This is a genomic window from Parendozoicomonas sp. 209JJ7-1 (assembly GCF_058147085.1).
On the sequence record NZ_JBYVJU010000003.1, the window covers coordinates 74,130 to 98,832 of the forward strand.

17 protein-coding genes and 8 tRNA genes are annotated in these 24,703 nt (G+C 50.5%); 14 read left to right on the top strand and 11 right to left on the bottom strand.

Features of this window, described 5'->3' with window-relative positions; all coding sequences use genetic code 11:
* The first annotated feature begins 12 nt into the window (after nt 1-12).
* Complete coding sequence (gene clpB / locus ACY2RQ_RS03830; RefSeq protein WP_490111638.1) at nt 13-2,583, top strand: ATP-dependent chaperone ClpB; 2,571 nt, start codon at nt 13-15, stop codon at nt 2,581-2,583.
* A 207-nt stretch (nt 2,584-2,790) separates the two neighbouring features.
* Here the strand turns inward: clpB and ACY2RQ_RS03835 are convergent, their stop codons facing one another.
* The 3 genes from ACY2RQ_RS03835 to ACY2RQ_RS03845 all read right to left on the bottom strand — a co-directional run bounded on the left by ACY2RQ_RS03835 (nt 2,791) and on the right by ACY2RQ_RS03845 (nt 10,193).
* Complete coding sequence (locus ACY2RQ_RS03835; protein WP_490111639.1) at nt 2,791-7,593, bottom strand: hypothetical protein; 4,803 nt, start codon at nt 7,591-7,593, stop codon at nt 2,791-2,793.
* Nucleotides 7,594-7,676: 83 nt separating this feature from the next.
* The gene (locus ACY2RQ_RS03840) at nt 7,677-8,003 is read right to left on the bottom strand and encodes a PilZ domain-containing protein (RefSeq protein WP_490111640.1); all 327 of its coding nucleotides are present in this window, start codon (nt 8,001-8,003) and stop codon (nt 7,677-7,679) included.
* A gap of 9 nt (nt 8,004-8,012) precedes the next feature.
* Nucleotides 8,013-10,193: a DUF1631 family protein gene (locus tag ACY2RQ_RS03845; protein WP_490111641.1), complete on the bottom strand. Its 2,181-nt coding sequence runs from the start codon at nt 10,191-10,193 to the stop codon at nt 8,013-8,015.
* 267 nt (nt 10,194-10,460) lie between these two features.
* Here ACY2RQ_RS03845 and ACY2RQ_RS03850 point away from each other — a divergent pair.
* The 4 genes from ACY2RQ_RS03850 to ACY2RQ_RS03865 all read left to right on the top strand — a co-directional run bounded on the left by ACY2RQ_RS03850 (nt 10,461) and on the right by ACY2RQ_RS03865 (nt 10,842).
* Nucleotides 10,461-10,536: transfer RNA gene (locus ACY2RQ_RS03850), tRNA-Asn, on the top strand.
* Between the two features lie 36 nt (nt 10,537-10,572).
* Nucleotides 10,573-10,648, top strand: a tRNA-Lys gene (locus ACY2RQ_RS03855).
* 6 nt (nt 10,649-10,654) lie between these two features.
* Nucleotides 10,655-10,730: transfer RNA gene (locus ACY2RQ_RS03860), tRNA-Asn, on the top strand.
* Between the two features lie 36 nt (nt 10,731-10,766).
* Nucleotides 10,767-10,842, top strand: a tRNA-Lys gene (locus ACY2RQ_RS03865).
* Between the two features lie 108 nt (nt 10,843-10,950).
* Here ACY2RQ_RS03865 and ACY2RQ_RS03870 read toward each other — a convergent pair.
* Complete coding sequence (locus ACY2RQ_RS03870; protein WP_490111642.1) at nt 10,951-12,267, bottom strand: NAD(P)/FAD-dependent oxidoreductase; 1,317 nt, start codon at nt 12,265-12,267, stop codon at nt 10,951-10,953.
* Between the two features lie 73 nt (nt 12,268-12,340).
* Nucleotides 12,341-12,541, bottom strand: a complete 201-nt coding sequence (locus ACY2RQ_RS03875) for a DUF3094 family protein (RefSeq protein ID WP_490111643.1) — start codon at nt 12,539-12,541, stop codon at nt 12,341-12,343.
* A gap of 161 nt (nt 12,542-12,702) precedes the next feature.
* On the opposite strand from ACY2RQ_RS03875, the gene ACY2RQ_RS03880 reads away from it, so the two are divergent.
* The gene (locus tag ACY2RQ_RS03880) at nt 12,703-13,467 is read left to right on the top strand and encodes an SAM-dependent methyltransferase (RefSeq protein ID WP_490111644.1); all 765 of its coding nucleotides are present in this window, start codon (nt 12,703-12,705) and stop codon (nt 13,465-13,467) included.
* Here ACY2RQ_RS03880 and ACY2RQ_RS03885 read toward each other — a convergent pair.
* Complete coding sequence (locus ACY2RQ_RS03885) at nt 13,451-14,632, bottom strand: acetyl-CoA C-acyltransferase (RefSeq protein WP_490111645.1); 1,182 nt, start codon at nt 14,630-14,632, stop codon at nt 13,451-13,453. The genes ACY2RQ_RS03880 and ACY2RQ_RS03885 overlap by 17 nt on opposite strands.
* A 102-nt stretch (nt 14,633-14,734) precedes the next feature.
* Nucleotides 14,735-15,676 carry a hypothetical protein gene (locus tag ACY2RQ_RS03890; RefSeq protein ID WP_490111646.1) on the bottom strand — a complete coding sequence of 314 codons (942 nt, stop codon included), beginning with the start codon at nt 15,674-15,676 and terminating at the stop codon, nt 14,735-14,737.
* A gap of 196 nt (nt 15,677-15,872) precedes the next feature.
* Between ACY2RQ_RS03890 and ACY2RQ_RS03895 the strand changes: the two genes are divergently transcribed.
* From ACY2RQ_RS03895 to ACY2RQ_RS03920, 6 genes are all read left to right on the top strand, one after another.
* Nucleotides 15,873-15,949 (top strand) — tRNA-Met (locus ACY2RQ_RS03895).
* A 14-nt stretch (nt 15,950-15,963) separates the two neighbouring features.
* Nucleotides 15,964-16,038, top strand: a tRNA-Gln gene (locus tag ACY2RQ_RS03900).
* A 24-nt stretch (nt 16,039-16,062) separates the two neighbouring features.
* Nucleotides 16,063-16,139, top strand: a tRNA-Met gene (locus ACY2RQ_RS03905).
* 6 nt (nt 16,140-16,145) lie between these two features.
* Nucleotides 16,146-16,220: transfer RNA gene (locus ACY2RQ_RS03910), tRNA-Gln, on the top strand.
* Nucleotides 16,221-16,510: 290 nt separating this feature from the next.
* Nucleotides 16,511-17,851, top strand: coding sequence for an FAD-dependent oxidoreductase (locus tag ACY2RQ_RS03915; RefSeq protein WP_490111647.1), 1,341 nt, complete (start codon nt 16,511-16,513; stop codon nt 17,849-17,851).
* Between the two features lie 119 nt (nt 17,852-17,970).
* Complete coding sequence (locus ACY2RQ_RS03920) at nt 17,971-19,545, top strand: hypothetical protein (RefSeq protein ID WP_490111648.1); 1,575 nt, start codon at nt 17,971-17,973, stop codon at nt 19,543-19,545.
* A 71-nt stretch (nt 19,546-19,616) separates the two neighbouring features.
* Here ACY2RQ_RS03920 and ACY2RQ_RS03925 read toward each other — a convergent pair whose 3' ends face one another.
* Nucleotides 19,617-19,913 (bottom strand): PA4642 family protein, encoded by a 297-nt coding sequence (locus ACY2RQ_RS03925; protein ID WP_490111649.1) that lies wholly within the window; start codon nt 19,911-19,913, stop codon nt 19,617-19,619.
* Nucleotides 19,914-20,064: 151 nt separating this feature from the next.
* On the opposite strand from ACY2RQ_RS03925, the gene ACY2RQ_RS03930 reads away from it, so the two are divergent.
* Nucleotides 20,065-21,726 carry a hypothetical protein gene (locus ACY2RQ_RS03930; RefSeq protein WP_490111650.1) on the top strand — a complete coding sequence of 554 codons (1,662 nt, stop codon included), beginning with the start codon at nt 20,065-20,067 and terminating at the stop codon, nt 21,724-21,726.
* 69 nt (nt 21,727-21,795) lie between these two features.
* Here ACY2RQ_RS03930 and ACY2RQ_RS03935 read toward each other — a convergent pair whose 3' ends face one another.
* Entirely contained in the window at nt 21,796-22,353 is a 558-nt protein-coding gene (locus ACY2RQ_RS03935; protein ID WP_490111651.1) for a hypoxanthine-guanine phosphoribosyltransferase, read from the bottom strand.
* A 242-nt stretch (nt 22,354-22,595) separates the two neighbouring features.
* Here ACY2RQ_RS03935 and upp point away from each other — a divergent pair, with 242 nt between their 5' ends.
* The gene (gene upp / locus ACY2RQ_RS03940; protein WP_490111652.1) at nt 22,596-23,222 is read left to right on the top strand and encodes a uracil phosphoribosyltransferase; all 627 of its coding nucleotides are present in this window, start codon (nt 22,596-22,598) and stop codon (nt 23,220-23,222) included.
* A 91-nt stretch (nt 23,223-23,313) separates the two neighbouring features.
* Here the strand turns inward: upp and ACY2RQ_RS03945 are convergent, their stop codons facing one another.
* Nucleotides 23,314-24,102: a hypothetical protein gene (locus tag ACY2RQ_RS03945; RefSeq protein ID WP_490111653.1), complete on the bottom strand. Its 789-nt coding sequence runs from the start codon at nt 24,100-24,102 to the stop codon at nt 23,314-23,316.
* 15 nt (nt 24,103-24,117) lie between these two features.
* The gene (locus ACY2RQ_RS03950; RefSeq protein ID WP_490111654.1) at nt 24,118-24,459 is read right to left on the bottom strand and encodes an STAS domain-containing protein; all 342 of its coding nucleotides are present in this window, start codon (nt 24,457-24,459) and stop codon (nt 24,118-24,120) included.
* Nucleotides 24,460-24,703 lie beyond the last annotated feature (244 nt).

Genomic DNA, 24,703 nt, shown 5'->3' on the forward strand with positions numbered 1-24,703 from the left:
GGGGAGAGTGCCATGCGTGCCGACAGGCTCACCAGCAAATTACAGTCAGCCCTTGCCGATGCCCAGTCATTGGCCATCGGCAAGGATCATACCAGTATTGAACCGGCCCACCTGCTGCAGGTGATGCTTGAGCAGCAGGGTAGTTCTGTCAAACCTTTGCTGTCCCAGATGGGCTTTGATATCGCCACCCTGTCCCAGGGACTGGCGGGTATTATTGATAAGGTTGCCGTGGTCAAAAATCCCACCGGCGATATCCAGCCCTCCCAGACTCTTCTTCGCCTGCTGAATATGGCGGATAAACGTTCCCAGCAGGATAACGACCAGTTTATTTCCAGTGAAACCGTACTGCTGGCGATGATGGACGACAGCGGACCTGTCGGCCAGCTGCTGCGGGATCAGGACGTCAGCAAGAAAGCCCTGGAAACCGCCATTAAAAACCTCCGTGGTGGTGAGTCTGTTAATGATCCCAATGCGGAAGACAGCCGCAATGCTCTTGCCAAATATACTGTTGATCTGACTGAAAGAGCCGAGCAGGGCAAGCTTGATCCGGTGATTGGCAGGGATGATGAGATCCGTCGTACGGTTCAGGTGCTTCAGCGTCGAACCAAAAACAATCCGGTTTTAATCGGTGAACCGGGTGTGGGGAAGACCGCTATTGTGGAAGGCCTGGCCCTGCGGATTGTGAATGGTGAAGTACCAGAGGGTATTCGCAACAAGCGTATTCTTTCCCTTGACCTGGGGGCTTTGCTGGCTGGTGCCAAATATCGGGGCGAGTTTGAGGAACGCCTGAAGGCGGTTCTGAATGACCTTGCCAAGCAGGAAGGCCAGATCATCCTGTTTATTGATGAAATCCACACCATGGTGGGCGCAGGTAAGGCAGAAGGCGCGATGGATGCTGGCAATATGCTTAAGCCGGCTCTGGCCCGTGGTGAGCTGCATTGTGTGGGCGCGACGACACTGGACGAGTATCGCCAGCATATTGAAAAGGACGCGGCCCTTGAGCGCCGTTTCCAGAAGGTACTGGTGGATGAACCCACAGTGGAAGACACCATCGCTATTCTCCGTGGTTTGAAGGAACGCTACGAAGTTCACCATCACGTAGATATTACCGATCCGGCCATTATTGCGGCGGCCAAACTGTCCCATCGCTATATCACTGACCGACAGTTGCCGGATAAAGCCATTGACCTGGTGGATGAAGCCGGCAGCCGGATTCGTATGGAGATGGATTCCAAACCGGAAACCATGGACAAGCTTGAGCGCCGCCTGATTCAGCTGAAAATCGAGAAAGAAGCCCTGAAAAAAGAAGAAGACGCAGCGTCCAAAAAGCGCTTGTCTACTCTGGATGGTGAGATTGCAGGACTGGGAAAAGAGTTTGCCGATCTTGAGGAAATCTGGACCGCAGAGAAAGCGGTACTGAAGGGTGCCCACAAACTGAAGGAAGAGAAAGAGAAACTGCTGCTGGAACTGGAAGCGGCCAACCGCAGTGGTGACCTGGCGAAAATGTCAGAGATTCAGTACGGTCAGCTACCGGATATTGAAAAGCGTATTGAGCAGGCCCAGGAAGCGGAAAGCTCAGGTATGCAGCTGTTACGCAATAAAGTGACTGATGAAGAAATTGCCGAGGTTGTCAGTCGCTGGACAGGTATTCCTGTCAGCAAAATGCTGGAAGGTGAGCGGGATAAACTGCTGCGTATGGAAGAGTTTCTTCATCAGCGGGTGATTGGCCAGGATGAAGCGGTCAGGGCTGTTTCTGACGCTGTTCGCCGCAGCCGGGCGGGACTGTCTGATCCGAATCGCCCCAACGGTTCCTTTATGTTCCTTGGCCCCACCGGTGTGGGTAAAACCGAGTTGTGTAAGGCGCTGGCTGAGTTTCTGTTTGATACCGAGGACGCGGTTGTCCGGGTGGATATGTCCGAGTTTATGGAGAAACACTCGGTTTCGCGTCTGCTGGGGGCACCTCCCGGATATGTTGGTTATGAAGAAGGTGGTTATCTGACCGAAGCCGTACGTCGTCGCCCGTACAGCGTTGTACTGCTGGATGAGGTGGAGAAAGCCCATGCGGATGTGTTCAACATCCTTCTTCAGGTGTTGGACGATGGTCGTTTGACTGATGGTCAGGGGCGCACCGTTGATTTCCGCAATACAGTAATTGTGATGACCTCCAACCTGGGTTCCGACCTGATTCAGACCTTGAAGGATGAAGAGTTTGAAACTGTGAAAAGCACCCTGATGGATGTTGTCGGCCAGCACTTCCGACCAGAATTTGTAAACCGGGTGGATGAACTGGTGGTGTTCCACCCATTGGCGAAAGAGCAGATTGTCGGTATCGCTGATATTCAGCTGGATCGCCTGCGTTCCCGTCTGGCGGAAAGCGAACTCTCCCTGGATGTCTCTCCAGAAGTTATGGGTATGCTGGTGGATGCCGGTTTTGACCCCGTTTATGGTGCTCGCCCCCTGAAGCGTGCAATTCAGCGGGAGATTGAGAATCCGCTGGCACAATCCATTCTGGCGGGTAAATTTGCTCCGGGAGAGACAATTCGGGTCACTATGGGCGAGAAAGGGCTGGTGTTTGAGTCCTGACTTTTAGAGCCACTGAGCCGATCATAAAACCTCGACAGGCTCTAGCCCGGATATTTCATAAATTGCCCCGAAGATCGCGTCGGGCCTTGTTGCTCTATGGTGTTTGGCGAAGAAGCGCCGTACCGGGGTGTACGGCCGACTGAGTCAAATCTCCTTAGAGCGGCAGGGAACAAGCGAGATCGGGAGCATGTTTATGAAATATCCGGGCTAGCTTTCCATACTGAGGCTTCTGAGAATAGGGAGTGGCAGAGAGGGTTTCTTTGGCCATTCCCCTGGAGGTGCGGGTTTTGCGAATGCTGTGTTGGTTATTCTCTCTGGTGAGCCAGCTTTAGAAGTGTATAAGGTGTCTCCTTCTTCTATTTCTGGGGGAGAGGTGGGAGATTCTGACTGTTCTGAAATCCCGCTGTCGTTACTGATTTGTTTATGAAATGCTGGATGTTTGCCGGGCAAGTCCTCAGAAGCTTCCGCCAGGGTGTCTGCAGTTGCGCCCTGATAAAAGAGCAAGGATAAAAGCAGAGACGCATAATCCTTGGCGTCAGCTAGATCTGGTTCTGCAATATCTTGTTGCAACCGCTCCTGTAAAGCATTTTTCAAGCCTGCCCATTTTAACTCTCCGGTAGCAAGATCACTTTGCAGCTGCTGGAACAGGTTTATGAAAGACTCCATTGCCTGGCTTTGGGGCATCTCTTCCAGACTCTCAATAACGGCCTGAAGATTGGTTACATGTACATTAACAAGGTTGCCCATCTGGCCCATAAGCTCGTGGGACTTTGACAGTTCATGCCTGAGGCTGGTTATCATTCTGATTGCTTCCAGTTTCTCCTGCTCTGTATCAGACGCTTTTTCTTCCTGCTGGGTCAGGGCTTCTTTTGTTCTTTCCAGTTCCGTTGTCAGGCCACGCTGTTGTTGTACGATGGATTGCAATGCCTGTTGCGTTTGCTCCAGTTGCTCCTGAAGAGTGCCATTCTTGTCATATTGATGGGATTTAGTCTGGGTCGCCACTAATTGTTCTTTAAGTTCACTGTTTTCCTGGTCGAGTTTCAGGTTGCGGTCTGCCAGTGTACTCTGGTGGCTTTGCAGGGTTTTCAGGGCGGTTTCCATTTCCTGAAGGTTTGCGCTGGCCTGTTGCTGGGTTTCCCGGGCCTCGTCAAGCAGTGTTTCGTATGCTTCTTGTTTTGCACCTAGCGAGATATTGAGCTCTTTGCTTGTTTGAAGTTTTTCTTCTGTCTGGGCCAGGGTTTCTGTTAATTCTGAATATGTCTGCTCTGCAGCATCTTTGCTCTCTTTTAAGGCTGTAAATTCTGCGAGAAGCATCTCAAGCCTGGCGTTTATGGATGCGTCATTAATATTTATGGTCGGCAGAGCTGAGATTATATTCCTCTCTGAACTGATGGCTGCCATGTTTTCCGGTGTGGATAAGCTGTCTGATATTTGTATATGGGCTGTGCTGTCGATGATGGATGCTGGGTTAAGTTTCTGTAGTAAAGCCTGTTCGAGGGTCAGCCACTGATTCAGAAGTTTCTGGCTGTGTTGCTTGAGGGTTTCTGTTTGTGTCTGGGCATCACTGGCCAGCTGTCTGGTTTCCTTTAGGCTGGTTGTCAGCTGCTTAATTTCGTCGTCTTTGGTTTGAATGGTTTGCTCTTGTGTCGAGAGCAGCTGCTGCATTTCCGTGTTGCGAACCTGGACAGCCCGATGTAGTTCCTGGGTGGCATACAGTTTTTCTTGAACTGTTTGTGTAGAGGCTTTTTCCTGGGCAAGCTGTTGTTGAATTTCAGTGATTTTCTGGGTCTGCTGTTCACAGACTTGCTGTAATTCTGCTGCTGTGGCTGTTTGTTTTTCCAGAAGGTCCCTTACTTCTTTCTGGTTTGTTTGAGCCTGATCGGTGAGTTCCTGAATGTGTTGCCGGGCACTTTGGAGGGATTTATCTTTCTCCAGCGCCAGAGTGATCTGCTGTTGTTTTTCTTTTTGCTCAGACTGGAGTTGCAGGTTGAGCTGAGCCAGCTCAGCGCTTTGGGACGTAACCATCTTCTTCCAGTTCCGAATGGAGGTTTCTTGTTCTTTCAGTTGGTTTTCCATCTGCTGGAGCTGGAAGGTCAATCTCTCTTTTTCCGTACTCAGGGCTGTTATTTCAGGGGAGCTGGCCGGTTGTTCTCTTATCTGTTCGGACAGCAGTGACAACTGTATCTGTGCTGTTGTCATCATTTCTGTCAGCTGCGTTCTTTCTTTTGTTTGGGTTTCCAGTGTTTGCTGTGCTTCTGTCAGGGCTAGATGAGTTTGGTGAAGGGTTGCCAGCATCTTTTGATTGGTCAGTTCAAATTCTTCAGCTTTTTTGGCCTGGGCGTGCAGGTTGCGAATTTCCTCAGACTGCTGTTTTATGGTGGCTTTGCTCTGTTGCAGTTCCTGTCTCTGCTCTGTATAAGAGCGGGTAAAATTTGTGAGGGCTGCCTCTTTTTTTAGCAGATCTTGTGTTAGTTGCTGGACAGCCTTTTCCGATTTTCTCAGCTGCTCCCTCTGCCTGACCAGTTCCCCTTTATCCCTCAGGTGTTGAAGCAGGGTTCTGCTGACATCGTGGCGCATACTGGTAACTGCGGATACCTGCTTTGCCGTACTTTGTTTTTCTTTCTCTAATTGCTGCTGGAAAGAGCGAGAACTTTTTTCCCAGATTTGTTTTTCCTGGTTTATACGACTGAGTTCTACTTTTAAGCGCTCTATTTCCTGATCCTTTGTTGTCGCTGTTTGTTCCGCTTCAGCGTGCGTGGTTACAAGAGTCTGGTGTTGTTCTTTGAGTTGTTTGAGGTCTTTATCTCTTGCGGAGAGGGCGGAAGACACAGTTGATAATTGTTTTCTCGCTTCTTCCGTTTTCCATTGGCTGACCGCCAGTTCTGTCGTGAGTTTCTGGAGTTGTTCCCTGGTTTGCTGGTGTTCTTTCTGTTCTTCAGCCAGCTTCTGTTGCTGTCCGGCCAGTTCTTTTTTGGTGGTCAGCACTTCTTGTACGGACTTGATGTTATTTTTTCTCTCCTGAGCCAGCTGGCTGCTGAACTCGGCTCTTTCGGTAAGAACGGTGGTAACAGCGTCCTCAAGGGTAAGAGGCGGTTTCTTTTTTGTTCTTGCGGTGGAGAGTGCTTCAGCCAGTTTGTTCTCCTGGACCTGCAATCTTTCGAGTTCAGTCAGCATTTCGGCTGTAGTTTCTTCATACACGTCAAGTCGTTTAGTTTGATCTTCCAGTGTGGTGTGCAGCTGCTGGTTTTCCTGCTTTAGGGCACGAAGTCTTGCGGATTGCTGGATGGTGACCCGTTCTGTTGCTTTGGTTATACGACGGGATTTGCGTAAGTTAAAGGCGAGAGCGCGATTATCTTGCTGAAGTTGTGCAACATTCTGGCTCCAGTTGAACTCCTTCATTTTGAAGAGAACCGCCTGATCTTTAAGCTTACTGTGGAGTTCCTGGATGTTTTTCTGACTGGCGGTGACTACTGATTGTTGTTGCTCGAGTTTTCTTTGGGTGTCTTTTTGCAGTACTTCACTGGCAACCAGTTCTTCCAAAGTGCTGACAAGTTCCGCTTCCTGCTCTTCAAAGATTCTCTGTGCTTCCAGGAGTTTGTGCTCGCTGGTCTGCAGGTTGGCCTGGGTCTGGATTAATTTGTCCTGGGTGGCTTTCAGTTGCCCGGATGTTGTGGAGAGCTGGCGGCTCTGTTGCTCCGTCTGGTTTTGTAACTGTCTCAGCTGGCGTAAATGCTCACTGATCTGCTGTTGCAGTTCGTGATTCTGGTGTTTGGTTTTATCGTGCTGTTGCTGTAGTCGTGCCAGTTTTTCCTGTGTTTCCTGAAGGTTGCAGGAGAGTGCTTTGGAATCCCGTTCCTGTTTCTCCCTTGCAGTGATTAGCTGGTGTATCTGAGCCCTTTGCTGCTGTTCCGTTGCCTTAAGGGTATTGTTCTGTTTTTCAAGAAGATCTTTTTCTTCTTTTATCTGGGCAAGTGCCAGGGACAGTCTTGTGGTTTGCTGTTCTCTATGCAGGATATCCTGGGAAATTCTGTTGTGTTCAGCCTGTAGTTGACTGTTTTCAGCCCGCAGACTGGTCAGTTGCTGTTTTATTTCGAAAGTTTTTTTTCTGAGTTGTTGCTGGGCTTCTTTCTGGATTTCGTCCCTTGGGAATCTGCGTTGTAGATGTTGGGCCTGGGTTGTCGCGACGCCGGTGCTGGTTGCCAGAGCTCTGGCTTTTGGTCCCAGGCGACCGGCTTTTACCGCAATATCGGCCACAGCGTTTTGCAGGTTTTGGGTTCCTTCACTGGCGGTACTCAGCCGGGCGGAGGTTTCATGCCCCTGCTTAAGTGCCTCTTGGGACTGTTGCAGGGTTTGGCTTGTCTGGTTATAAAGCTGCTGTGACTGTTGTTGAAGCTGGCCGAAGGGATCGTCTGCATCAACTTCTGTACGGGTATTGTCTTCCCTGGAAGTAATCTGGTTGCTGAGCCAGGAGTACCGTGGTGACTCGAAGATTTTTATCAACTCCCGAACATCCACTCCCTGGCATTCTTCTGCGATAGGTTTATCAAGGGCGATGATGCTGGAATGTACCTGCAGCCCGGCATGGGTTTCATTAAAACCGGCTTTCACATGCCCGGCGATATAGCCCTTGGTGAGAGTGCGAATCACGTTAAAGGGGGGATACTGCTTCAGAACACTTGTTCCTGGTACCCCTGATTTCAGGACTTTATCCTGGCCATAAGCCAGCAGTTCGGCTCTCTGTGGGTTTGCCTGGGCAGTGCTGAAGTCTTCCGGAGAGGGGGCGGAGGTCAGGTCATGTTCCAGCAGACTGACACCTGGGCCGGGAGTATCCGGTGATACAACTCTTGTACGCCTCTGGGGGAGTGACGCCCGATAAGGATTTTTTATACCGGGTTTTGGCAGTTTTTTTTCAACTGTGGGCTGTTTGTCAGATGACAACGGTGGTTTACCGGCGCTTGATGAACCGGATGCGGGCGTAATTCCTGGTTTTCCTGACCCGGTTGGCTCCACTGCTATTCCTGCCCATTCTCGTTTATGAGTATCAGTAAAGCAGGTTTACAGCCAAATCCCACGTGCAGAGCTGGGGAATTGGGTCAGGTTTCCAGAAGCTTCCGCACACGCTTCTGGTTATCATCGCTGATATCAATAATGCGAAAGCCATTCCAGAACTGCGTATCACTGTTTCCCGGCGCGCTCCACAGGGATTCCGCCCCCAGTTGAATGGTTTCTCCATCTTCGCCTTCTTTTTCAATCACGGTCCGGCACTGGAGAACCATGCCTTCCGGTACAGGGCTGGGATTGCTGAGCATAAACCCGCTTTCCGACAGGTTTACCAGGTTGCCAAGGCTTTCACCGGTGTGCTCGTTAAACAGCTCCAGGGGAATGGTTATGTCTATCCGTGGTTCTTTGCGCTTGTCCATATTAAGGGCCTATTTATTGGTTTTTTTGTTGTTAAAGGCGGTTTGAACTGCATCCAGAATACTGGTGAGAAGAGAAGACTGTTTACCGACCTGGAAGTTGATCTGTCCTCGTTCTATCCAGTCTGCGAGGGTATTTTTGTCGGTCAGGGATGTTTTCTGACCTGAGCCATCCACAAACAGGAAGTGCTGGCCGTTCTGGCTGATCCAGGCCAGTTTCCAGCGAACGTTTCTTCCCTCCAGGTTACTTCCGGCCTTGGCTCTGTGAACATCGCACCACTCCCCAGGTTGTAGCTGAGAGATAAGGGCTTCAGTTTCCGGGGAGAGAGAAGTTTGGGGCTGGGAATTGTCGGAGATGTCGGGTTGCTGAGTCTCAAACTGTTCCAGCAGGCTGAGATCACCCAAGACCTTACCGCTGGCTTCCATAAGCAGCTCCTTAATCAGCTGGCGAATCACATCCTGGCGGTAGCTGCCTAACTGGTGCAGGCAGGAAGCCACTCTGGGGGCAATGGTGAGCAACTTCTCTCGTTCACCTGCCAATCCTTTGAGCAACTGCTCCGTCAGGGACTTAACATCCTCGCCGGTCGGCATTTGTTGTTGACGAAGATTATGGAAGGTCAGAAGGTCAACCCATACCGAGTTCAGAAAGCGTTTGCTGAAGGGACGCAGGGAAGTCTCTGTACTTATTGCGCGAATGGTCTCTGATGCTTTTCTGCGGGCGTTCTGCAGGGTTTCCTGGCCTTTGCTCGCTTCTATATGCCGTTGTTCCAGAATGTCTGATTTACGCTCCAGGGTGGAAATATGCTGTCGGAAGCTGCTCAACATTCCATCCAGTTTTTCCCGGCGTACCTGAGGTGCTCTGGTCAGGGAGTCCACAATAGCTTGGCACTGATTGTATAATTCCCTGGAGAACATGCGTGTATCCTGGAAACGGTTGGCTGCGCTGGCTATTTCATCCAGGAGCTGCTGGGCGGGGTGCTGGCTCTCCTCAAGGAAGTGTTCGTTTTCCAGTGCCAGGTAGGCCCAGGGCAGGGAAAGTTTTGTCAGCAGGTTCCGGTAATTATCGGACAGTTGGGCATCATGGCTGATGGTTTCAAAAATCTGGCCAATCAGTTGTATATTACTTTCGTCTTCCGGGCTGAAAGCATGAGTGTCATGGCTTTCTTTCTCCAGCTCATCCATAAGTGCCCTGCGAAAATTGTCAGCCCCTTCGGAGCTGGTGAAAGGGTGGTAGTTTTCATCCAGAGCCTGCTTCTGGATACGGGTCAGGGCTGAGAGAAGGTTGTCTTTGGTCCAGGCTTTGCCGTTATGGGCTGGCAGGCTTTTAAGTATCTGATAACGCAGGCTGGTTATCGGTTTTGCGCTGAGCCTGGAAGAGTCTGATGGCGTTTGTGGCGACGTATTGGGTACCGCAGCTTTTCTGGGGCGGGATGGCAGGGGAGCGGATTGTGACTTTTTCCAGGACTCTTTTTGAGGTTTCGCTCTCTGTATCCGGGCGCTGTAACGCAGATTGGCCAGAATTCCAGCATCTATCAGCAGGGTGTTGATGCGCTGGTAAATAACATCAAGGCGCTTCATCACCATTTCATCAAACAGATGATAAATATCGGGCTTGATGCGGCTGTGAATGCCCGCAGGCTCTATGGCCATGGCAAAGCTCTCAGCGATGCACCGGGGAGACAGAGGATTGTTCTGTTCTGTCAGAGGATGACCATCGTTAAGAATGGCAAAGCGTTTATCCAGACCAAACAGTGCTTCTCCACAGCGCCCGCTAACACTGGAAACCAGATTGGTGACCTGCAGCGTATCTTCATAGGCTTCTGTGTTCAGCAGGGTCATGGAATTTTCATCTGGCTCTTCGTCGGAGGCACCTTGGTCTGTGTCATGTGAAGGGCCGGGGGGGAAGTTACGGAAGGATTCAGATATCCGGCTGTGAAAAGCCCGGGTGATTGTGGAGCGGTTGCGCCGGATGTCCCGCATGGTGTCGAAGAACAGGGTTTGCTCAACATTGCTGGGGGCTTTTTCGGCCTGGGCAAACAGGGTGTCATCTACCAGACTGAGAGTTCTGTCCAAGCCCTCTGCCAGGCTTTCCATAGTCAGCTTTCGACACTGGTCGATCAGTTTCCTTACATTCCGGTCAGGGAAAGGCCCTGATCGAAAGGGGGAGACAGGGCTGGAATCATTCCCGCTCATGTTTATTAATCCCTGGCGCCCCTGTGGAGCGGGTATTTATTCTTATTTGCTGCAAGAATTATACACCCGCCCGGAACCCTGAACAGGCATAACATTTGACCACTGTTGTAAAAAGGACTTGACGAAAATCTCAGAGTCATTATCATTCGCCGCCGTTGAGTGATGATAACAATGGCACTTTCCAGACTGTAACGAAGTAAGCGAAAGTGATAGCCGGGGTCAGTAACTTTGTGACCCGGAAAAATGTTAAAAATCTCTTAATAAAGTTCCCCGATAGCTCAGTTGGTAGAGCAAATGACTGTTAATCATTGGGTCACTGGTTCGAGTCCAGTTCGGGGAGCCACTTTTAAATAGACTGTTCGCGTAACAGTTTATTTGTGGGTCGTTAGCTCAGTTGGTAGAGCAGTTGGCTTTTAACCAATTGGTCGTAGGTTCGAATCCTACACGACCCACCATATCGTTCCCCGATAGCTCAGTTGGTAGAGCAAATGACTGTTAATCATTGGGTCACTGGTTCGAGTCCAGTTCGGGGAGCCACTTTTAAATAGACTGTTCGCGTAACAGTTTATTTGTGGGTCGTTAGCTCAGTTGGTAGAGCAGTTGGCTTTTAACCAATTGGTCGTAGGTTCGAATCCTACACGACCCACCATGTTAAAGAAAAAAGGCCGCATCACTGATGCGGCCTTTTTTGTGCCCGAATTTTATGTCCTGAATGCCTGGTGGCCCCGCTTCTGTTTTCTAAAGCGGGACAAAGGGATTAATGAAGCTTAAGCTTTGGTGTCGTGCTGCGTTCCAGAACATCCTTGGCCATAAGCATGCCGGTTCTCCAGAAGCCGTACAGGGTCATCTGGTGAAGTCGGTAGAGGGACAGGTAGAACAGTCTGGCCATCCATCCTTCCAGCATGACATCTCCCGTCAGGTTGCCCATCAGGTTGCCCACTGCAGAGTGGCTGCTGAGTGATATCAGTGAACCGTGGTCGCGGTAGGCGAACTCTTCCATTTCTTCGCCTTTTAGACGTTTCGCAAGGTTCTTGGCCAGCAGGCTGGCCTGCTGGTGGGCAGCCTGGGCCCGGGGCGGAACAGTAAAACTCTCTCCGTTCTTGCCGGGGATGGTGCAGCTGGCGCAGTCCCCCAGAGAGAATATGTTCTCATCAAGGGTGGTCTGGAGGGTGGGCTTTACAATCAGTTGATTGATGCGATTGCTTTCCAGCCTGTCCAGATTCTGTAGAAACTCCGGCCCTTTAATGCCCGCGGCCCAGATGGTCATATCCGAAGGGATTACGCTGCCATCCCGGGTTTCCAGTCCGCCCTTCTTTACCTCGTTGACCAGAGTGTTGGTCAGGGTTTTGATGCCAAGGCGGTCCAGTTGCTTCTGAACCCCTTTACTGATTCTTTCTGGCAGGGCGGGAAGAACACGGTTTCCACCTTCCACCAGGGTGATCTTTATTTCTCTTGGGTTTTTTTCCAGCCCGTAGCGGGCCATCAGGTGAGCGGCGTGGTGCAGTTCTGCGGACAGCTCCACCCCGGTTGCCCCTGCGCCAATAATGGTTATGTTGGTGTTTTGGGGGGCGCCAGAGTCGGTAGAGTGGCGCAGGGAGCGGCTGATGAGGTGGTGGTGCACACGTTCGGCCTGCTCGCGGGAGTCGAGAAACAGGCAGTTCTCCTGTGCGCCCCTGGTGCCAAAGTCGTTGGTCTGGCTGCCAACGGAGATGATCAGGGTATCGTAGTTAATGGTGCGTTCGGGGAAAAGAGGTGCGCCAGTGTTATCCGTAGCCGCTGCCAGGGTAATTGTTTTGACGCTTCTGTCCAGGCTGGTCATGGTCCCGGGCTGGAAGCGGAAGTGGTTCCAGTTGGCCTGGGCCAGGTAGTTCAGTTCGTCACTGTAGGAGTTCAGGGAACCTGCGGCCACCTCGTGGAAGAGAGGTTTCCAGATATGGGTCATGCGGGTATCTATCAGCAGAATATCGGCGGCTTTTTTCTTGCCGAGCGTACGACCAAGACGGGTGGCAAGTTCCAGTCCGCCGGCACCACCACCAACAATAACGATACGATGCAATCCCTGATGATTTGGCATTGGCCTCTCTTTATGCTTTTAGGCTTGTAGTATTTGGAAACGGGAACCCTAACAGGCTCTAACCTAACAGGCTCTAATATGGCAGATAAAAGGTGCCAATCAGACGTGCAGCAACGCCAAGAACAATAATGCTAAGGGTTAGCCAGAGCATCATGGACCAGGGGCGAAACGGTTTGCGTTCAGTCTGGTTAATGCCTGTCGAAATAAAAGTATCCACAAGTTGTTGGTCATCCTGGTTCAGGCGGGGTGTATGCTCAGTATCTTGCTGATTCATAAGTAACCTGTCTGACTGCCATACTTTGGTAAATCAGGTGTCCCTTCCGGGGCTGATAATTTAATTATTATGTGTGAAATTCATGTGAATCCCTTCATCTTGGGGATTATGGTTGAATTTCAATCAACATGACAACTCATGTGCGGCTAAGGATGGACTACATGAACTGGAATAATGCCGGAGAAAACCGTTTTTGGGGCTGGTTTCGCATGCTGGGAACGGGGCTGGTTCTTTCCCTGATAGGTTTGCGCTATGGGTTGTCCCCGGGCTTTCTGAAATTTGAATTGCTTCGTCGTTTATTCTACCTCCCCTGTAACCCCTGGCGAATCAGTCGGAAGTTTCTTGATGACCGGCAGGAATATGATGCTCAAGGCTATGGGGAAACACCTATTGTGGTTCTGGATGCTATTGCCCGGCATTTGCGGTTGAGTCGTGGAGACACTTTACTGGAGCTGGGTTCGGGTACCGGACGAAACTGTGCCTGGCTTTCTGTGAAATATGGTTGTCGAACTCGGGGAGTGGAACAGGTCCCCCTGTTTGTCCGGTTTGGGCAGAGGCTTGTTGACTACAGTGGGCTTAAGAAAAAAGTATCATTGGAGTGCGGGGATATGTTCTCCCTGGATATGTCCCAATGGAACAAGGTTTATGTTGATTGCACCGCTATGAGTGAAGCCTGTATCCGCAAGGTGGCTATGCTATGCGCTGGGCTGCCTGACGGTGCCCTGGTGATAACGGTAAATGCTTCCCTGGCGGAGCTTATGCCGGAACGTTTTCAGGTGACAAGTACCTTTCCTGGTCTTTTTGTCTGGGGCTGGTCGGATATTCGGGTGCAGAGAGTGGGAATTCAGAAGGCGTGGGAAACGCATAAGTCTCCTGAAGACCTTGCTGGTCTTCAGGAGGGCGTGAAGGTTACATCAGTTCAATAGCCATGGCTGTAGCTTCACCGCCGCCAATACAGAGGCTGGCAATGCCTCTGCTGCCATTTGTGCGACGAAGGGCATGTATAAGCGACAGAATAATACGTGAGCCTGTGGAGCCTATTGGGTGCCCCTGGGCGCATGCGCCGCCATGAATGTTCACTTTGGCATGGTCAAGACCATGATCCTGCATGGCGGCCATGGAGACCATGGCAAAAGCTTCGTTGATTTCAAACAGGTCAACGTCGTCTTTTTTCCAGCCGATTTTTTCAATCAGTTTAGTGATCGCGCCAACGGGGGCAATGGTAAACTCTGACGGATGTCGTGAATTGGTGCTGTGTCCAACGATACGGGCCAGTGGTGAAAGCCCACGGCGACTGGCTTCTTCCGCAGTCATCAGAACAAGGGCAGAGGCACCGTCGGAAATCGAGCTGGAATTGGCTGCGGTAATGGTTCCGTCTTTGCTGAACGCCGGGCGCAGTTGTGGGATTTTGTCGATGCGGGCGTTTCCGGGCTGTTCATCATCCGATACAACAGTTTCACCCTTTCTGGTTTTCACGGTGACAGGAACAATCTCATCCTGTAGCCAGCCATTGGCAATAGCGGCGTTGGCCCGGGACAGGGATTCGATAGCAAAAGCGTCCAGGCTTTCACGGCTCATGTCATACTGTGTGGCCATATCCTGGGCAAAAGAACCCATCAGGCGGCCGGTTTCTGCGTCTTCCAGTCCGTCCAGGAACATATGGTCAGCAATCTGGCCGTGTCCCATGCGATAACCGCTTCTGGCTTTGTCGAGGATGTAGGGAGCGTTGCTCATGCTTTCCATGCCGCCGGCAACCATAACAGAGGCAGAGCCTGCCCGAATAAGGTCGTGGGCCAGCATGGTGGCCTTCATACCGGAACCGCAGAGCTTGTTGATGGTTGTGCTGCCTGTTGAATCGGGGAGTCCGGCCAGGCGGGCGGCCTGTCTGGCGGGGCCCTGCTTGAGTCCAGCGGACAATACGCAGCCCATAATCACTTCATCTACGTCGTCCGGACTCAAGCCTGCCCTTAGTACGGCTTCCTTAATGGCAATGGAGCCAAGTTCGGGAGCTGTCAATGTGCTCAGGACTCCCTGCAGGCCGCCCATAGGAGTCCGTGCGCCGCCAACGATAACAATGTCGTCTTGGTTCATAGCAGGTATCATTTCTTCTGATTTCTAATTATGTGTTTTGTGTCATCTGTGTGTGCGCTGGCCATTGTATCCCTCCAGTCGGCCAGTATGAACCTCTTATCCTCAATAGACATGCATGGTGGCTGGATGAAAGTCCACCAGGATACGGGTGGGTTCATGGTACCAGCGGCTGAATTCGGTCCAGTTCGGGTACACCGGCCTTGCCTGCATATTGTAAGGCTTGCTGGTGGGACGTGTGCTGTTTATTCCGCTAACACGCGCGTCAATAGTGCCTGGCTTCCAGCTGTTAGTGATATGACGGATGAAGTTTATGGTGATTTCTTCATCTGGCCCGTTTTCATGTCTGCGGGAGAATGTGACGTCGATATCGGTGGGATTATCCGTCAGACCCCACCAGTTTTCCTGGTCTATCAGCAGGAAGCGACCCGAAGGACATGTCTGGCGGTCGAACATATTGTTTTCCCTGACAATTTCCAGCGCGTCCTCATTAAAGTCAAAGTCTTTCTGGCGAACCACTGTGCCGTTGGTGATCTTGTAGCCGGTTATCCGCCAGTCAGAATCTTCCGGTACTTCTATGGCTGTCAGGCTGGCGGCACCGTTATAGGGCCAGAAGGAGAAAACAGAGCGGCTGATACCGTAGTAGGCTCCATAGGCAATGGCAGCGATGGTTGCCACGGCGGCAACAACAACGACTCCATCTTTCACTGTTTCAGTAAATGAAGGCCGGTCACTGCTGTAGCTGTTCCTTCCCCAGCCCCCACTCCATCCCCATCCGGTTCCCCAGTGTGAGTGGGTATGGTGATGTTCGACATGAATGGTTTTTTCCTCTGCCCCTTCTTCTGTTTTTTGCAGGTGCGGGCCACGTTGTTTCAGTTGGTAAAGCCCCATGTGCCGGTAATCAATCGGAACTTCCCGAGTGGATTGAGGAACAATGTTCTCGGTGATCTGCTCAGAATCGGAAGGGAAGGAGATTTCACCGTATGAGGGACAGGTAAGGATGATTGCGAGGGTTGTTAGTCCGGTTGCCAGTGATTGCCTGATCATATGAAAGAATCCTGTGAATAAATTATTTGAGGGGCTGTGTGTACTCCTTGTTTCCCTGAATAGGGCGTGTCGAGGAAGGTTAGACACTCATGAAACAGCGTCAATGTAGAAAATGTGACATACCGTAACGGGGTTTCGCCAAGTGAGGTGTTGACAGGTGAGGGGTTAATCATGAAAATGCGCACCAGGTTTTCGGGGCTAGGTAGCTCAGTTGGTTAGAGCACAGCACTCATAATGCTGGGGTCGGCAGTTCGAATCTGCCCCTAGCTACCAAAGATGACATCGAATGGGGTGTCGCCAAGCGGTAAGGCAACGGGTTTTGATCCCGTCATGCGCAGGTTCGAATCCTGCCACCCCAGCCATCTTTTCCGAAATCTGAAGAATGTGGCTAGGTAGCTCAGTTGGTTAGAGCACAGCACTCATAATGCTGGGGTCGGCAGTTCGAATCTGCCCCTAGCTACCATGTTTTTGGGGTGTCGCCAAGCGGTAAGGCAACGGGTTTTGATCCCGTCATGCGCAGGTTCGAATCCTGCCACCCCAGCCATATCCTTTTTTCATTTCTCACCTTCTGCTTCTGATTTCATCGTTCCAACCGCTGTGCCGGTAAATTCTGTATTCACTGCAACTTTATTGAGCTTTTTTGGAATCTCTATGTATTTTTACCTGTCGTGATAGGTGAATCTGCCGTGGCTTTCTATATAATGCGCGCGCAAGCTGAATAAAGGATCACCATTATAACGCAGCACGGACAGCTGCAAGGCACGATAACAGGTCGGGTTTCGTACGAATGCACCAGCATTCTGTAGTCCTGGCCGGCAAGGTCAGAGAGTGGAGATGATGACGGCAGAGACCTATGACGTATTAATAGTGGGAGGGGGCGTTTCCGGAACAGCGCTGCTCTACGAACTGGCAAAATACACAGACCTGAAGCGTATTGGTCTGGTAGAAAAGTACAGTGATTTTGCGACTGTTAACTCGAAAAGCAGTAATAACAGTCAGACTATCCACTGCGGTGATATTGAAACCAACTATACCCTTGAAAAAGCCCTCAAGGTAAAGCGTACTGCCAGAATGCTGGTAAACTACGCCACATCTCTCCCCGATGAAGAGCGGGACCGGATTATCTTTAAATACCCCAAAATGGTTTTGGGTGTCGGTTCCCAGGAGTGTCAATTCCTCCGTGACCGTTTCGAGGTGTTCAAAGAACACTACGCAGGCATGACCCTGCTGGAAAAGGAGCAGGTAGCGGAAGTTGAACCCCGGGTTGTCAACACAGACAACGGTCCCCGCAAAGAAGATCTGGTAGCACTGGCCATTACTGATGATTACACGGCGGTAGACTACAAGGCCCTGTCCCAGTCCTTCGTGGACAATGCCAAGAAAACAGATAAAAACATTGGTATCCATCTGGAAACTGGTGTTGAAGCCATCGAGAAAATTGACGAAGGCTATAAGCTGGTTACCAACAGGGGTGAGTTCCGTGGACGTTTTGTTGTGGTCTGCGCCGGTGGTCACAGTCTGCTGCTGGCCCAGCAGATGGGCTACGGTCTGAACTTCTCCTGTCTGCCAGTTGCGGGAAGCTTCTATTTCACGCCCCAGGTGCTGAACGGTAAGGTGTACACCGTTCAGAACGACAAGCTTCCGTTTGCCGCTATCCACGGCGATCCGGACGTGCTTGTACCGGGTAAGACCCGTTTCGGACCAACAGCCCTGCTGCTGCCGATGCTGGAGCGTTACAACAACAGTACCATTCCTGAGTTCTTCAAGGTTCTGCGCCTGGATGGTTCTGTATTCAAGGTATTCTGGGATCTGTTTAAGGTTTCTGATATCCGCAATTACATTTTCAAGAACTTCCTGTTCGAGATGCCCTGGATACGCCGCCGTTTGTTCCTCAAGGACGCACGTAAAATCGTTCCTGGCCTTAAGCTGGAAGATGTCTCCTTTGCCAAGGGCTATGGTGGCATCCGCCCCCAGCTGATTGATAAAGATAAGAAAGAGTTATTGCTGGGTGAAGCCAGAATTAATCCGGGTAGCGGCATTATCTTCAATATGACACCTTCCCCCGGTGGTACCAGCTGTCTGGGTAATGCGGAGAATGACCTGCTGGAGATTGTACGTCATCTTGGCTGTGCTTTTGACAAGGATAGTTTTGAGAATGACCTGACCGACATGTAATTCTCGGTTAGACGCTAGCAAAAAAGCGACTATCGCAAGATAGTCGCTTTTTTTTGAACTATAAAACTTCACTTGTTTTTTGGTTTGCGTCTTTTTCAGAGAATGAGGCAGGTGGAGGCATGAAAAGAGCAATAGTCCTGAGAAGTGTGGTTGTGCTGTCGTGCATTGCGCTGGCTGACATGACATATGCAGGCAAAGACAAATCAGCAAAGCTTATTCCGGATGTAGAGTGCAGTGAAGAAGGTGCTGGTGAAGCCCGTAAACGAGTGAAGCAGAAACATAAGCAATCCGATAGTGATTCGCTTACAGTTCTGAAACATAGGGAAGTTGATAAACCGGGCAGTCAAAAAGGTCACAAAATTAAAGGGGGACGGAGCGAAAAAAGCAAAGAAGATGGTGTTGTGAATCCACAACCTGTGGGGCAGCCGGAGGCTCCGGCTTTTTCCTATCAATTAAGCGGTACGGATTACCGAACATATACAGGTGTTCAGGAGAAGGGTCATACCAAGCAGTATTTCCTTGAACATCATGCTGATGCTATCAGGGCAAAGATTGAGAAGGAGAAAGAGACCTCCGGCCTGGAATATGGTGATGACCTGGTTGTAAAGGTTCTGGCTCCTCGGGGCGGTGGTATGCTGGTAAAATTAAATTTGGATGATTTGTATCCTGGAGATCCTGAGATCCCTGCCGCACAACGTGTTTCTTCCGGTGAAGAGGAGCTTGATGGGAAAAAAAGAAGACGGTCACCTTCTCCAGTGATCTATAACCTGAAGACATTATCAGAACCAAAGGTTGGCCGCTGGTATGGAATGATTCGGTCAAGATGTTTTCATAGATTTCACGGGCCAATGGACAGGCTTTTTGCAACGCCAGCGCCCATATTGACCTGGGAAATTTATCCGGAAACTGGTGGGAAGTTTCTGGATAAACACAAGCTTATTGCTGTTAAAGCGGATAAATATCTGACCCAGGCGGGGAAAGATATTCTTACTGCTAATAATAAAAAATATTCAGGATTTATGGATATTCAATATGTCAGGGAAAAGAAAAACAGGAATGTTTTGAGCTCCATGATTATTAATCTTATGGCGGTGCCTAAGGGGTATGGTAGTAAGCCAAGGATTGCGGAGGCGGATGTCCATGTCCGGCTGGAAATGGATTTCGGTAATATTTCCAGGACACTTTATGACCGGCCCCATGTGGGTGTGAAAGTGACCCTGCCACAGCTTGTGGCAACAAGGGGCGATAGCGCAATAAGACATTATCGTTTTGATCTTGAACAGGATTTGTCTCAGAAGATTCTTCGGGACAACTCTCTGAGAACAGGAGAGGAAGAAGAGGATGAAAGCGAGACAGGTGATAGTGATGCCGGAGGGGTTCAGGGCTGGGCTGTGGTGAAGCCGCCTATGGAATCCACACCCATGAAAGAAGGGCTTTTCCCCTATCCTGATCGTGATGCACTGTTCTCCATGCTCAGGGATGTTTTGGGCAGCACATCAGAAACTGAGAGATTCGATAATCTGAAAACCTGGGATTCTGATGGCAATCTTCATATTCTCAGCGACAGTGATGGTGATAGTTTGGTGCTTATCAAGCCTCTTTACTGGCTATACCATAATGGAGAAGGCTCTTTGCAGATGGTCAGAGAGAAGGGGGATGTAGGCTCACAAGCTGTGTCAGTGTCCGTTAAGTAGAAGGGCAGGATCAGGCTTAATTCCATTCCCTCCCGTATAATTATGCTGGAGGGAATGTTTTAAAGGCGCTTTTATATTTTTGCTTTGCAGGCCTGTTGAAGGGCCTGTGCGTACTTCTCACTGGGCGGGTTTTCCCGGATCTCTTGAAGAAGGGTTTTACCGTCCGGTCCTTCCGCCAGAGGATTGAAGCCTTGCTCAAGAAAAAATGGCAGGAAACGCTCAAAGTCGTGGCTGCGCAGGGCGCGATAGGCCCGCAACAGAATAAAATAGTCCCGGTCGATACCGGCTTCCGGCTCCTGAACGAGAAGCTGTTTCAAGCGCTCATCCGAGAGCTCTTCCCCAATGACTTTCTGCTTGTCTTTTTTCATCGTCTGTTTGTTTGACTGGTTGCTGACGGATTTCTGGCGGCCATTGTAGCGGTCTGTCTGGCACAGGCAAAGAAATTCAAGGAAACGTAAGCCGCGCAGTGCTTTCTCTTCCCAGCCGATATTCGGTACAAGGACGCAGGATTTCTATTGTATGGACTCAGGAAATATTCGTGGCTCTGATATTCAGTCCCTCCGGGGAATGGACATTGCGGCGACTCCGGAACAGCTGGAACAGTGCCAGGTCGCTTTTGGCAGTGGCAACAGGACTGTCACCCTGGCGGAAGCCAAAAGTGTGTTCCAGGAGTTGCGGGCAGAACAGGTGCAGACGGGAGACGTCGAATCTGGTCCCGAACAGAAGCCCCTGGAAGAGCGCTCGGTCAAGGATGTGACGGATAAGAAACCCGGGCGACTGCGTTCAGCATTATCCAAATTAGGGAAGTATACAGCCGACAAATATCAGTCCGGGAAGAGCGCTGCAAGAGCCGTCGGTGATGTGCTTCTGCACCCCATGAAAACAGGCCGTGCGGGCCTTTCCTACGCCAAAGGAAAGTACGACGCGGCGAAAACCTCTGTCGGGCAGGGCTGGGATACCTTCAAGGAGAACCCCAAAGGTGCGCTAAAGTCCGGTTTGCAAAGTATAGGAAAAAGTCTGAAAAACCGGGCTGTTTCAATGCGTTCAAGTGCCGCGAAGCTAATTCCTTCCAGCCTGAAATCCGCCTCTCTGCCCAGCCTGAAATCCCTGATGTCTCGTTCGGTGAAAGTCACAGAGCCCTCTGTCTCTATTAAACAGCTGTCTACGGATGTGACCCAGAAGCATCAGCGTGCGGAAAATCAGATGACGGAAGCCCGGGAAAATTTAAAGGATGCTAAGGCAGCCCATAAAAACTTTCAGCAACTATCCCAGCTTCTGGATAACCCAGCAGAGCTTGGCAGCTCAAAGAAAGATGTGGAGTTAACCTTCCCGGGTGGTGAAACAGTTGTTGTGGCCGGCATTGGCTTAAAGCGCAGCAAGACGGTGAGCGAGGCTACCAGGCTGGCGGGCCAGTATCGTTCGGAAATCAGGGAAGGGCTGAAGGATTCAGAGAAACTGGTCAGTGATTTACGTACAGGAAAGAAGTCTATCAAAAGTGAAACTAAAGAAGAGATAGAAACTCTGCGTACGAAAGAAGCAGGCAAGGAAAAAACGGCCTATAAAAAGCAGTTGCAGTCACTGACCAGTGAACGCGAAGAAATCAAGATTGCTATCAACAAAGCCAAAGAAGAACTGAAAGAGGCCGTGGACAGTCGAAAGACCCAGAAATCAACAGTAAAAGAGAAAGCCAGTGAATTGTTAAAAAACAGTGAAAGAGAGCTGGCAGAGTTGAAAGGGCAGAAGAAAACAGTCACCACCGAGGGCAAAACATCGGTGAAAGAGCTTAGTCAGCAACTACAGGAGGTGAACAGGGAACTCAAGGTCCAGGAAAAACTGCTTGAAGACGCGGGAGAGCTTCCTGAGCAGGTGGCGGAGATTAAGACAAAAATCCAGTCTCTGGAGGTGAGAGCCGATGGCTTGATGGAAGGTATTGCCCAGGCCCGGGAAAGCCAGGAGAAACAGCTTGAAGAACTGAACGATCAGATCAGGACGGCAGAAGGTGCTGTGCAGACTTTAAAAGACGCAAAGAAAAAACCGGAACTTCCCGAGCCTCCGGATACAACGGCTCTGGAAACACAGTTAAAGGATGAAAGAGAGAAACTGGCTGATAACACCAGAAAAATACAACAATTGAGAAAGCAGCACCAGCTGGATAAGCAGGCGTTGAAAAAACTCAAATAAACAAGCGGAAATAATCGGTGATGTGAGTTAATGAAAAAGGGCGGCAGGACCGCCCTTAATTTTGCGCTGTCAGTGGCCTTTCAGGGCGTAAATACCCGGCGCGTTACGCCAGTAGCCCTGGTAATCCATGCCATATCCAAAGATGTAACGGTCTTCAACATCCAGCCCGGTAAAATCACTCTTCTGCCCGGAGCGGGCTTTACGATCATGAATCTTATTCACCAGAACCGCGCTCAGTACCTCTTTGGCACCGGCTTTTTCACAGTGCTCGAGGATTGCGGAGAGGGTGTGACCTTCGTCGAGAATATCATCAATAATCAGAACAGTGCGGTCTTTCAGTTCGCTGGCAGGGGGAACCTTCCAGTCCAGTTCTCCGCCGCGGGTGGTATTGCGGTAGCGGGTAGCGTGCAGGTAAGACGATTCCAGGGGAAAGTGCAGGTGAGTAAGAAGTTTGCCACAGAAGACCAGTCCGCCATTCATTACAGCGAATACCAGAGGGTTTTTGTCAGCCAGAACTTCAGTGATCTCTTCTGCCATACGCCGAATAGCGGTTTCCACCTCTTCGCGGGTATAGAGACAATCGGCTTCTTCAAAAACCAGTTGGATATGGTCCAGATCGATGGACATGGTGGAGAGCCTCTCCTCGGAAAATACGGTTGCTCATTATGACTGACACAGTTAATGATTTAACAGACGAAAGCCATTACAGGAGCGGAAACATACATGGCTTGCTGACCTGAATCAATGGTGCGGCGAAAGGGAATTATACTGCTGCTGTTATTGCGGTTGGAGAATATCAACAGGGAAGATTAAAATGCGATACTGGTCAATATTGCAGTTAAACGGCCAGGAAATAATAGAGGCTTCCAATGAACGTTCAAGAAATTAGGCACCCTCTGATCCAGCACAAACTGGGTCTGATGCGTGAGAAGGATATCAGCACGAAAGGTTTTCGTACCCTGGCCAGTGAAGTTGGCACGCTGCTGACATATGAAGCGACCAAGGATCTGAACCTGGAAGATAAAGTCATTCCCGGATGGAATGGTGATGTCACTGTTCAGCGCCTGAAGGGAAAGAAAATCACCATCGTGCCTATTTTACGGGCGGGCCTTGGCATGCTGGACGGCGTGACTGAGTTAATTCCCAGCGCGCGTATCAGCGTGATTGGTCTGTACCGTGATGAAGAGACTCTGGAAGCCGTACCCTACTTCCAGAAAATCTGTAAGCAGATTGACGAGCGAATGGCGCTGATTGTTGACCCCATGCTGGCTACCGGCGGCACCATGGTGGCTGCTATCGATATGTTGAAAGAAGCGGGCTGCAGGAATATTCGGGTACTGGTGCTGGTTGCTGCGCCGGAAGGTATCAAGAAGGTTCTGGATGCCCATCCTGATATTGAGATTTTCACCGCGTCTGTAGACGATTGTCTGAATGACAAGGGTTATATCCTGCCTGGCCTAGGCGATGCCGGCGACAAGATCTTCGGCACCAAGTAAGCATTACTTTTCGGGCTTACTTATGTTTCTGCCAGGTTCGATTCTCAAATCTGGCATTCCACACTTCCTTACCGCTCCATTTTTTCCTGTATCAGGTAAACAGACTGAATGGCAGCTTGACCTTGGGCATGTAAGTTACGGCGCTGAAGAATTCGAACCAGTGTTTCTTCGGTATAAGATGGTCACCGTTATCACCATGCTGTAATCCAAGGGCCGCCCCCACAAGCGTGGCTGATGTCAGCGTTGCTGTAATAAATGCTGCCGGGAAGGTAATTCCGGCTGAGGCAATGGTTCCCAGGGTGACACTGGCCATCAGGGCCAGAGCACCGGCATAAAGGAAGCCGCTGACCAGGGTTGTCAGGATCTTTGCCGGATTATGCAGGTATGCCGTTACCCGGTCTTTTATATAGTCTACAGGCAGGGTTGGCCTGGACAGTTCTACAGTTTTGCCTTCCTTCAAGTATTTATCTGGATCTTCAATAGCTGACGTGCTCTTCCGCAGTTCATCCCAGCGGGCTCGTGACTGTTCATGTATCCGCTGCCGGGCCATTCTGGCAAAGTCCATTTCGCTGGCTGGCTTTGCGACTGTCAGTCTGGGGGACGCGAGTGCATAATCGGTATCCGAGTCTGAGCTGGAGTCAGAATGCAGCCCACTGTCGTAAGATGCCTGTCTGAGTAATCTGCTGGCGCGGTGTTCACTGTCCTGAACAGAAAGTCGGGAAGGTGAATGAATCTGACGGCTGTGGATATGGGCACCGTTGCGCCTGTGGCTGCGCTTGCTTTTGGGCAAAATCAATGCTGCGGGCGCGGGTTGTCTTATTTGCCTTTGCTCCTGCACGGGGGCGGAGAAGGCTGGTGCTTGTCTGTCTACAGATAACATAATCTCGCCTCCTCTTTAATGCAAAACCCGGCGTATGGCTTCATGCTTGTCGGGAATGGCTTCTATAAACTTATCGAGTCCGCTGAGGTGCAGCAGATCGACAACCCTTTGGCTAGCATTACATAATACAACTTTTCCATCTTCGGAAAGCTCTTTCACCAGCTCCGACAGGACGGATAATCCGTGGCTGCTGATGGAGGCCAGGTCCTGGCAGTCCAGAACAATCCGGTTGTGGCCGTGGGCCAGCAGGATATCCAGAAAATTCTGCAGATAATAAGCGTTACTGGCCCGTACGCTTCCTTCCAGAACGATAACCGCCAGATCGTTGTACTCTTCCAGAATCAGTTCCAGAGCCATAACGACACCTCCATCCATTGCCCCATACGGCAGGGGTCTCTGGCCACGGACACAAGGTATCGGGTTGGTTTCTTCCAGTCTGTTGAACCATGGTCTCTAAGACCAAAGGCTTATAGATCCCGTCCCTGGATTTGTAGTTCAAAAAAGGTCTTGTGAAGGCAGAATCGTTCTTAATTTTTACTTCAAAAATCATTGCTTACACGACGGGTCTTTCATGATGTTGTACTAAATTGAATCGCACTTT

Excerpts from the sequence above, each read along its gene's own strand:
- clpB (WP_490111638.1), top strand. The coding sequence starts at position 13 with ATGCGTGCCGACAGGCTCACCAGCAAATTACAGTCAGCCCTTGCCGAT.
- ACY2RQ_RS03840 (WP_490111640.1), bottom strand. The coding sequence starts at position 8,003 with ATGGACAAGCGCAAAGAACCACGGATAGACATAACCATTCCCCTGGAG.
- ACY2RQ_RS03845 (WP_490111641.1), bottom strand. The coding sequence starts at position 10,193 with ATGAGCGGGAATGATTCCAGCCCTGTCTCCCCCTTTCGATCAGGGCCT.
- ACY2RQ_RS03870 (WP_490111642.1), bottom strand. The coding sequence starts at position 12,267 with ATGCCAAATCATCAGGGATTGCATCGTATCGTTATTGTTGGTGGTGGT.
- ACY2RQ_RS03875 (WP_490111643.1), bottom strand. The coding sequence starts at position 12,541 with ATGAATCAGCAAGATACTGAGCATACACCCCGCCTGAACCAGGATGAC.
- ACY2RQ_RS03880 (WP_490111644.1), top strand. The coding sequence starts at position 12,703 with ATGAACTGGAATAATGCCGGAGAAAACCGTTTTTGGGGCTGGTTTCGC.
- ACY2RQ_RS03885 (WP_490111645.1), bottom strand. The coding sequence starts at position 14,632 with ATGAACCAAGACGACATTGTTATCGTTGGCGGCGCACGGACTCCTATG.
- ACY2RQ_RS03890 (WP_490111646.1), bottom strand. The coding sequence starts at position 15,676 with ATGATCAGGCAATCACTGGCAACCGGACTAACAACCCTCGCAATCATC.
- ACY2RQ_RS03915 (WP_490111647.1), top strand. The coding sequence starts at position 16,511 with ATGATGACGGCAGAGACCTATGACGTATTAATAGTGGGAGGGGGCGTT.
- ACY2RQ_RS03920 (WP_490111648.1), top strand. The coding sequence starts at position 17,971 with ATGAAAAGAGCAATAGTCCTGAGAAGTGTGGTTGTGCTGTCGTGCATT.
- ACY2RQ_RS03925 (WP_490111649.1), bottom strand. The coding sequence starts at position 19,913 with ATGAAAAAAGACAAGCAGAAAGTCATTGGGGAAGAGCTCTCGGATGAG.
- ACY2RQ_RS03930 (WP_490111650.1), top strand. The coding sequence starts at position 20,065 with ATGGACTCAGGAAATATTCGTGGCTCTGATATTCAGTCCCTCCGGGGA.
- ACY2RQ_RS03935 (WP_490111651.1), bottom strand. The coding sequence starts at position 22,353 with ATGTCCATCGATCTGGACCATATCCAACTGGTTTTTGAAGAAGCCGAT.
- upp (WP_490111652.1), top strand. The coding sequence starts at position 22,596 with ATGAACGTTCAAGAAATTAGGCACCCTCTGATCCAGCACAAACTGGGT.
- ACY2RQ_RS03945 (WP_490111653.1), bottom strand. The coding sequence starts at position 24,102 with ATGTTATCTGTAGACAGACAAGCACCAGCCTTCTCCGCCCCCGTGCAG.
- ACY2RQ_RS03950 (WP_490111654.1), bottom strand. The coding sequence starts at position 24,459 with ATGGCTCTGGAACTGATTCTGGAAGAGTACAACGATCTGGCGGTTATC.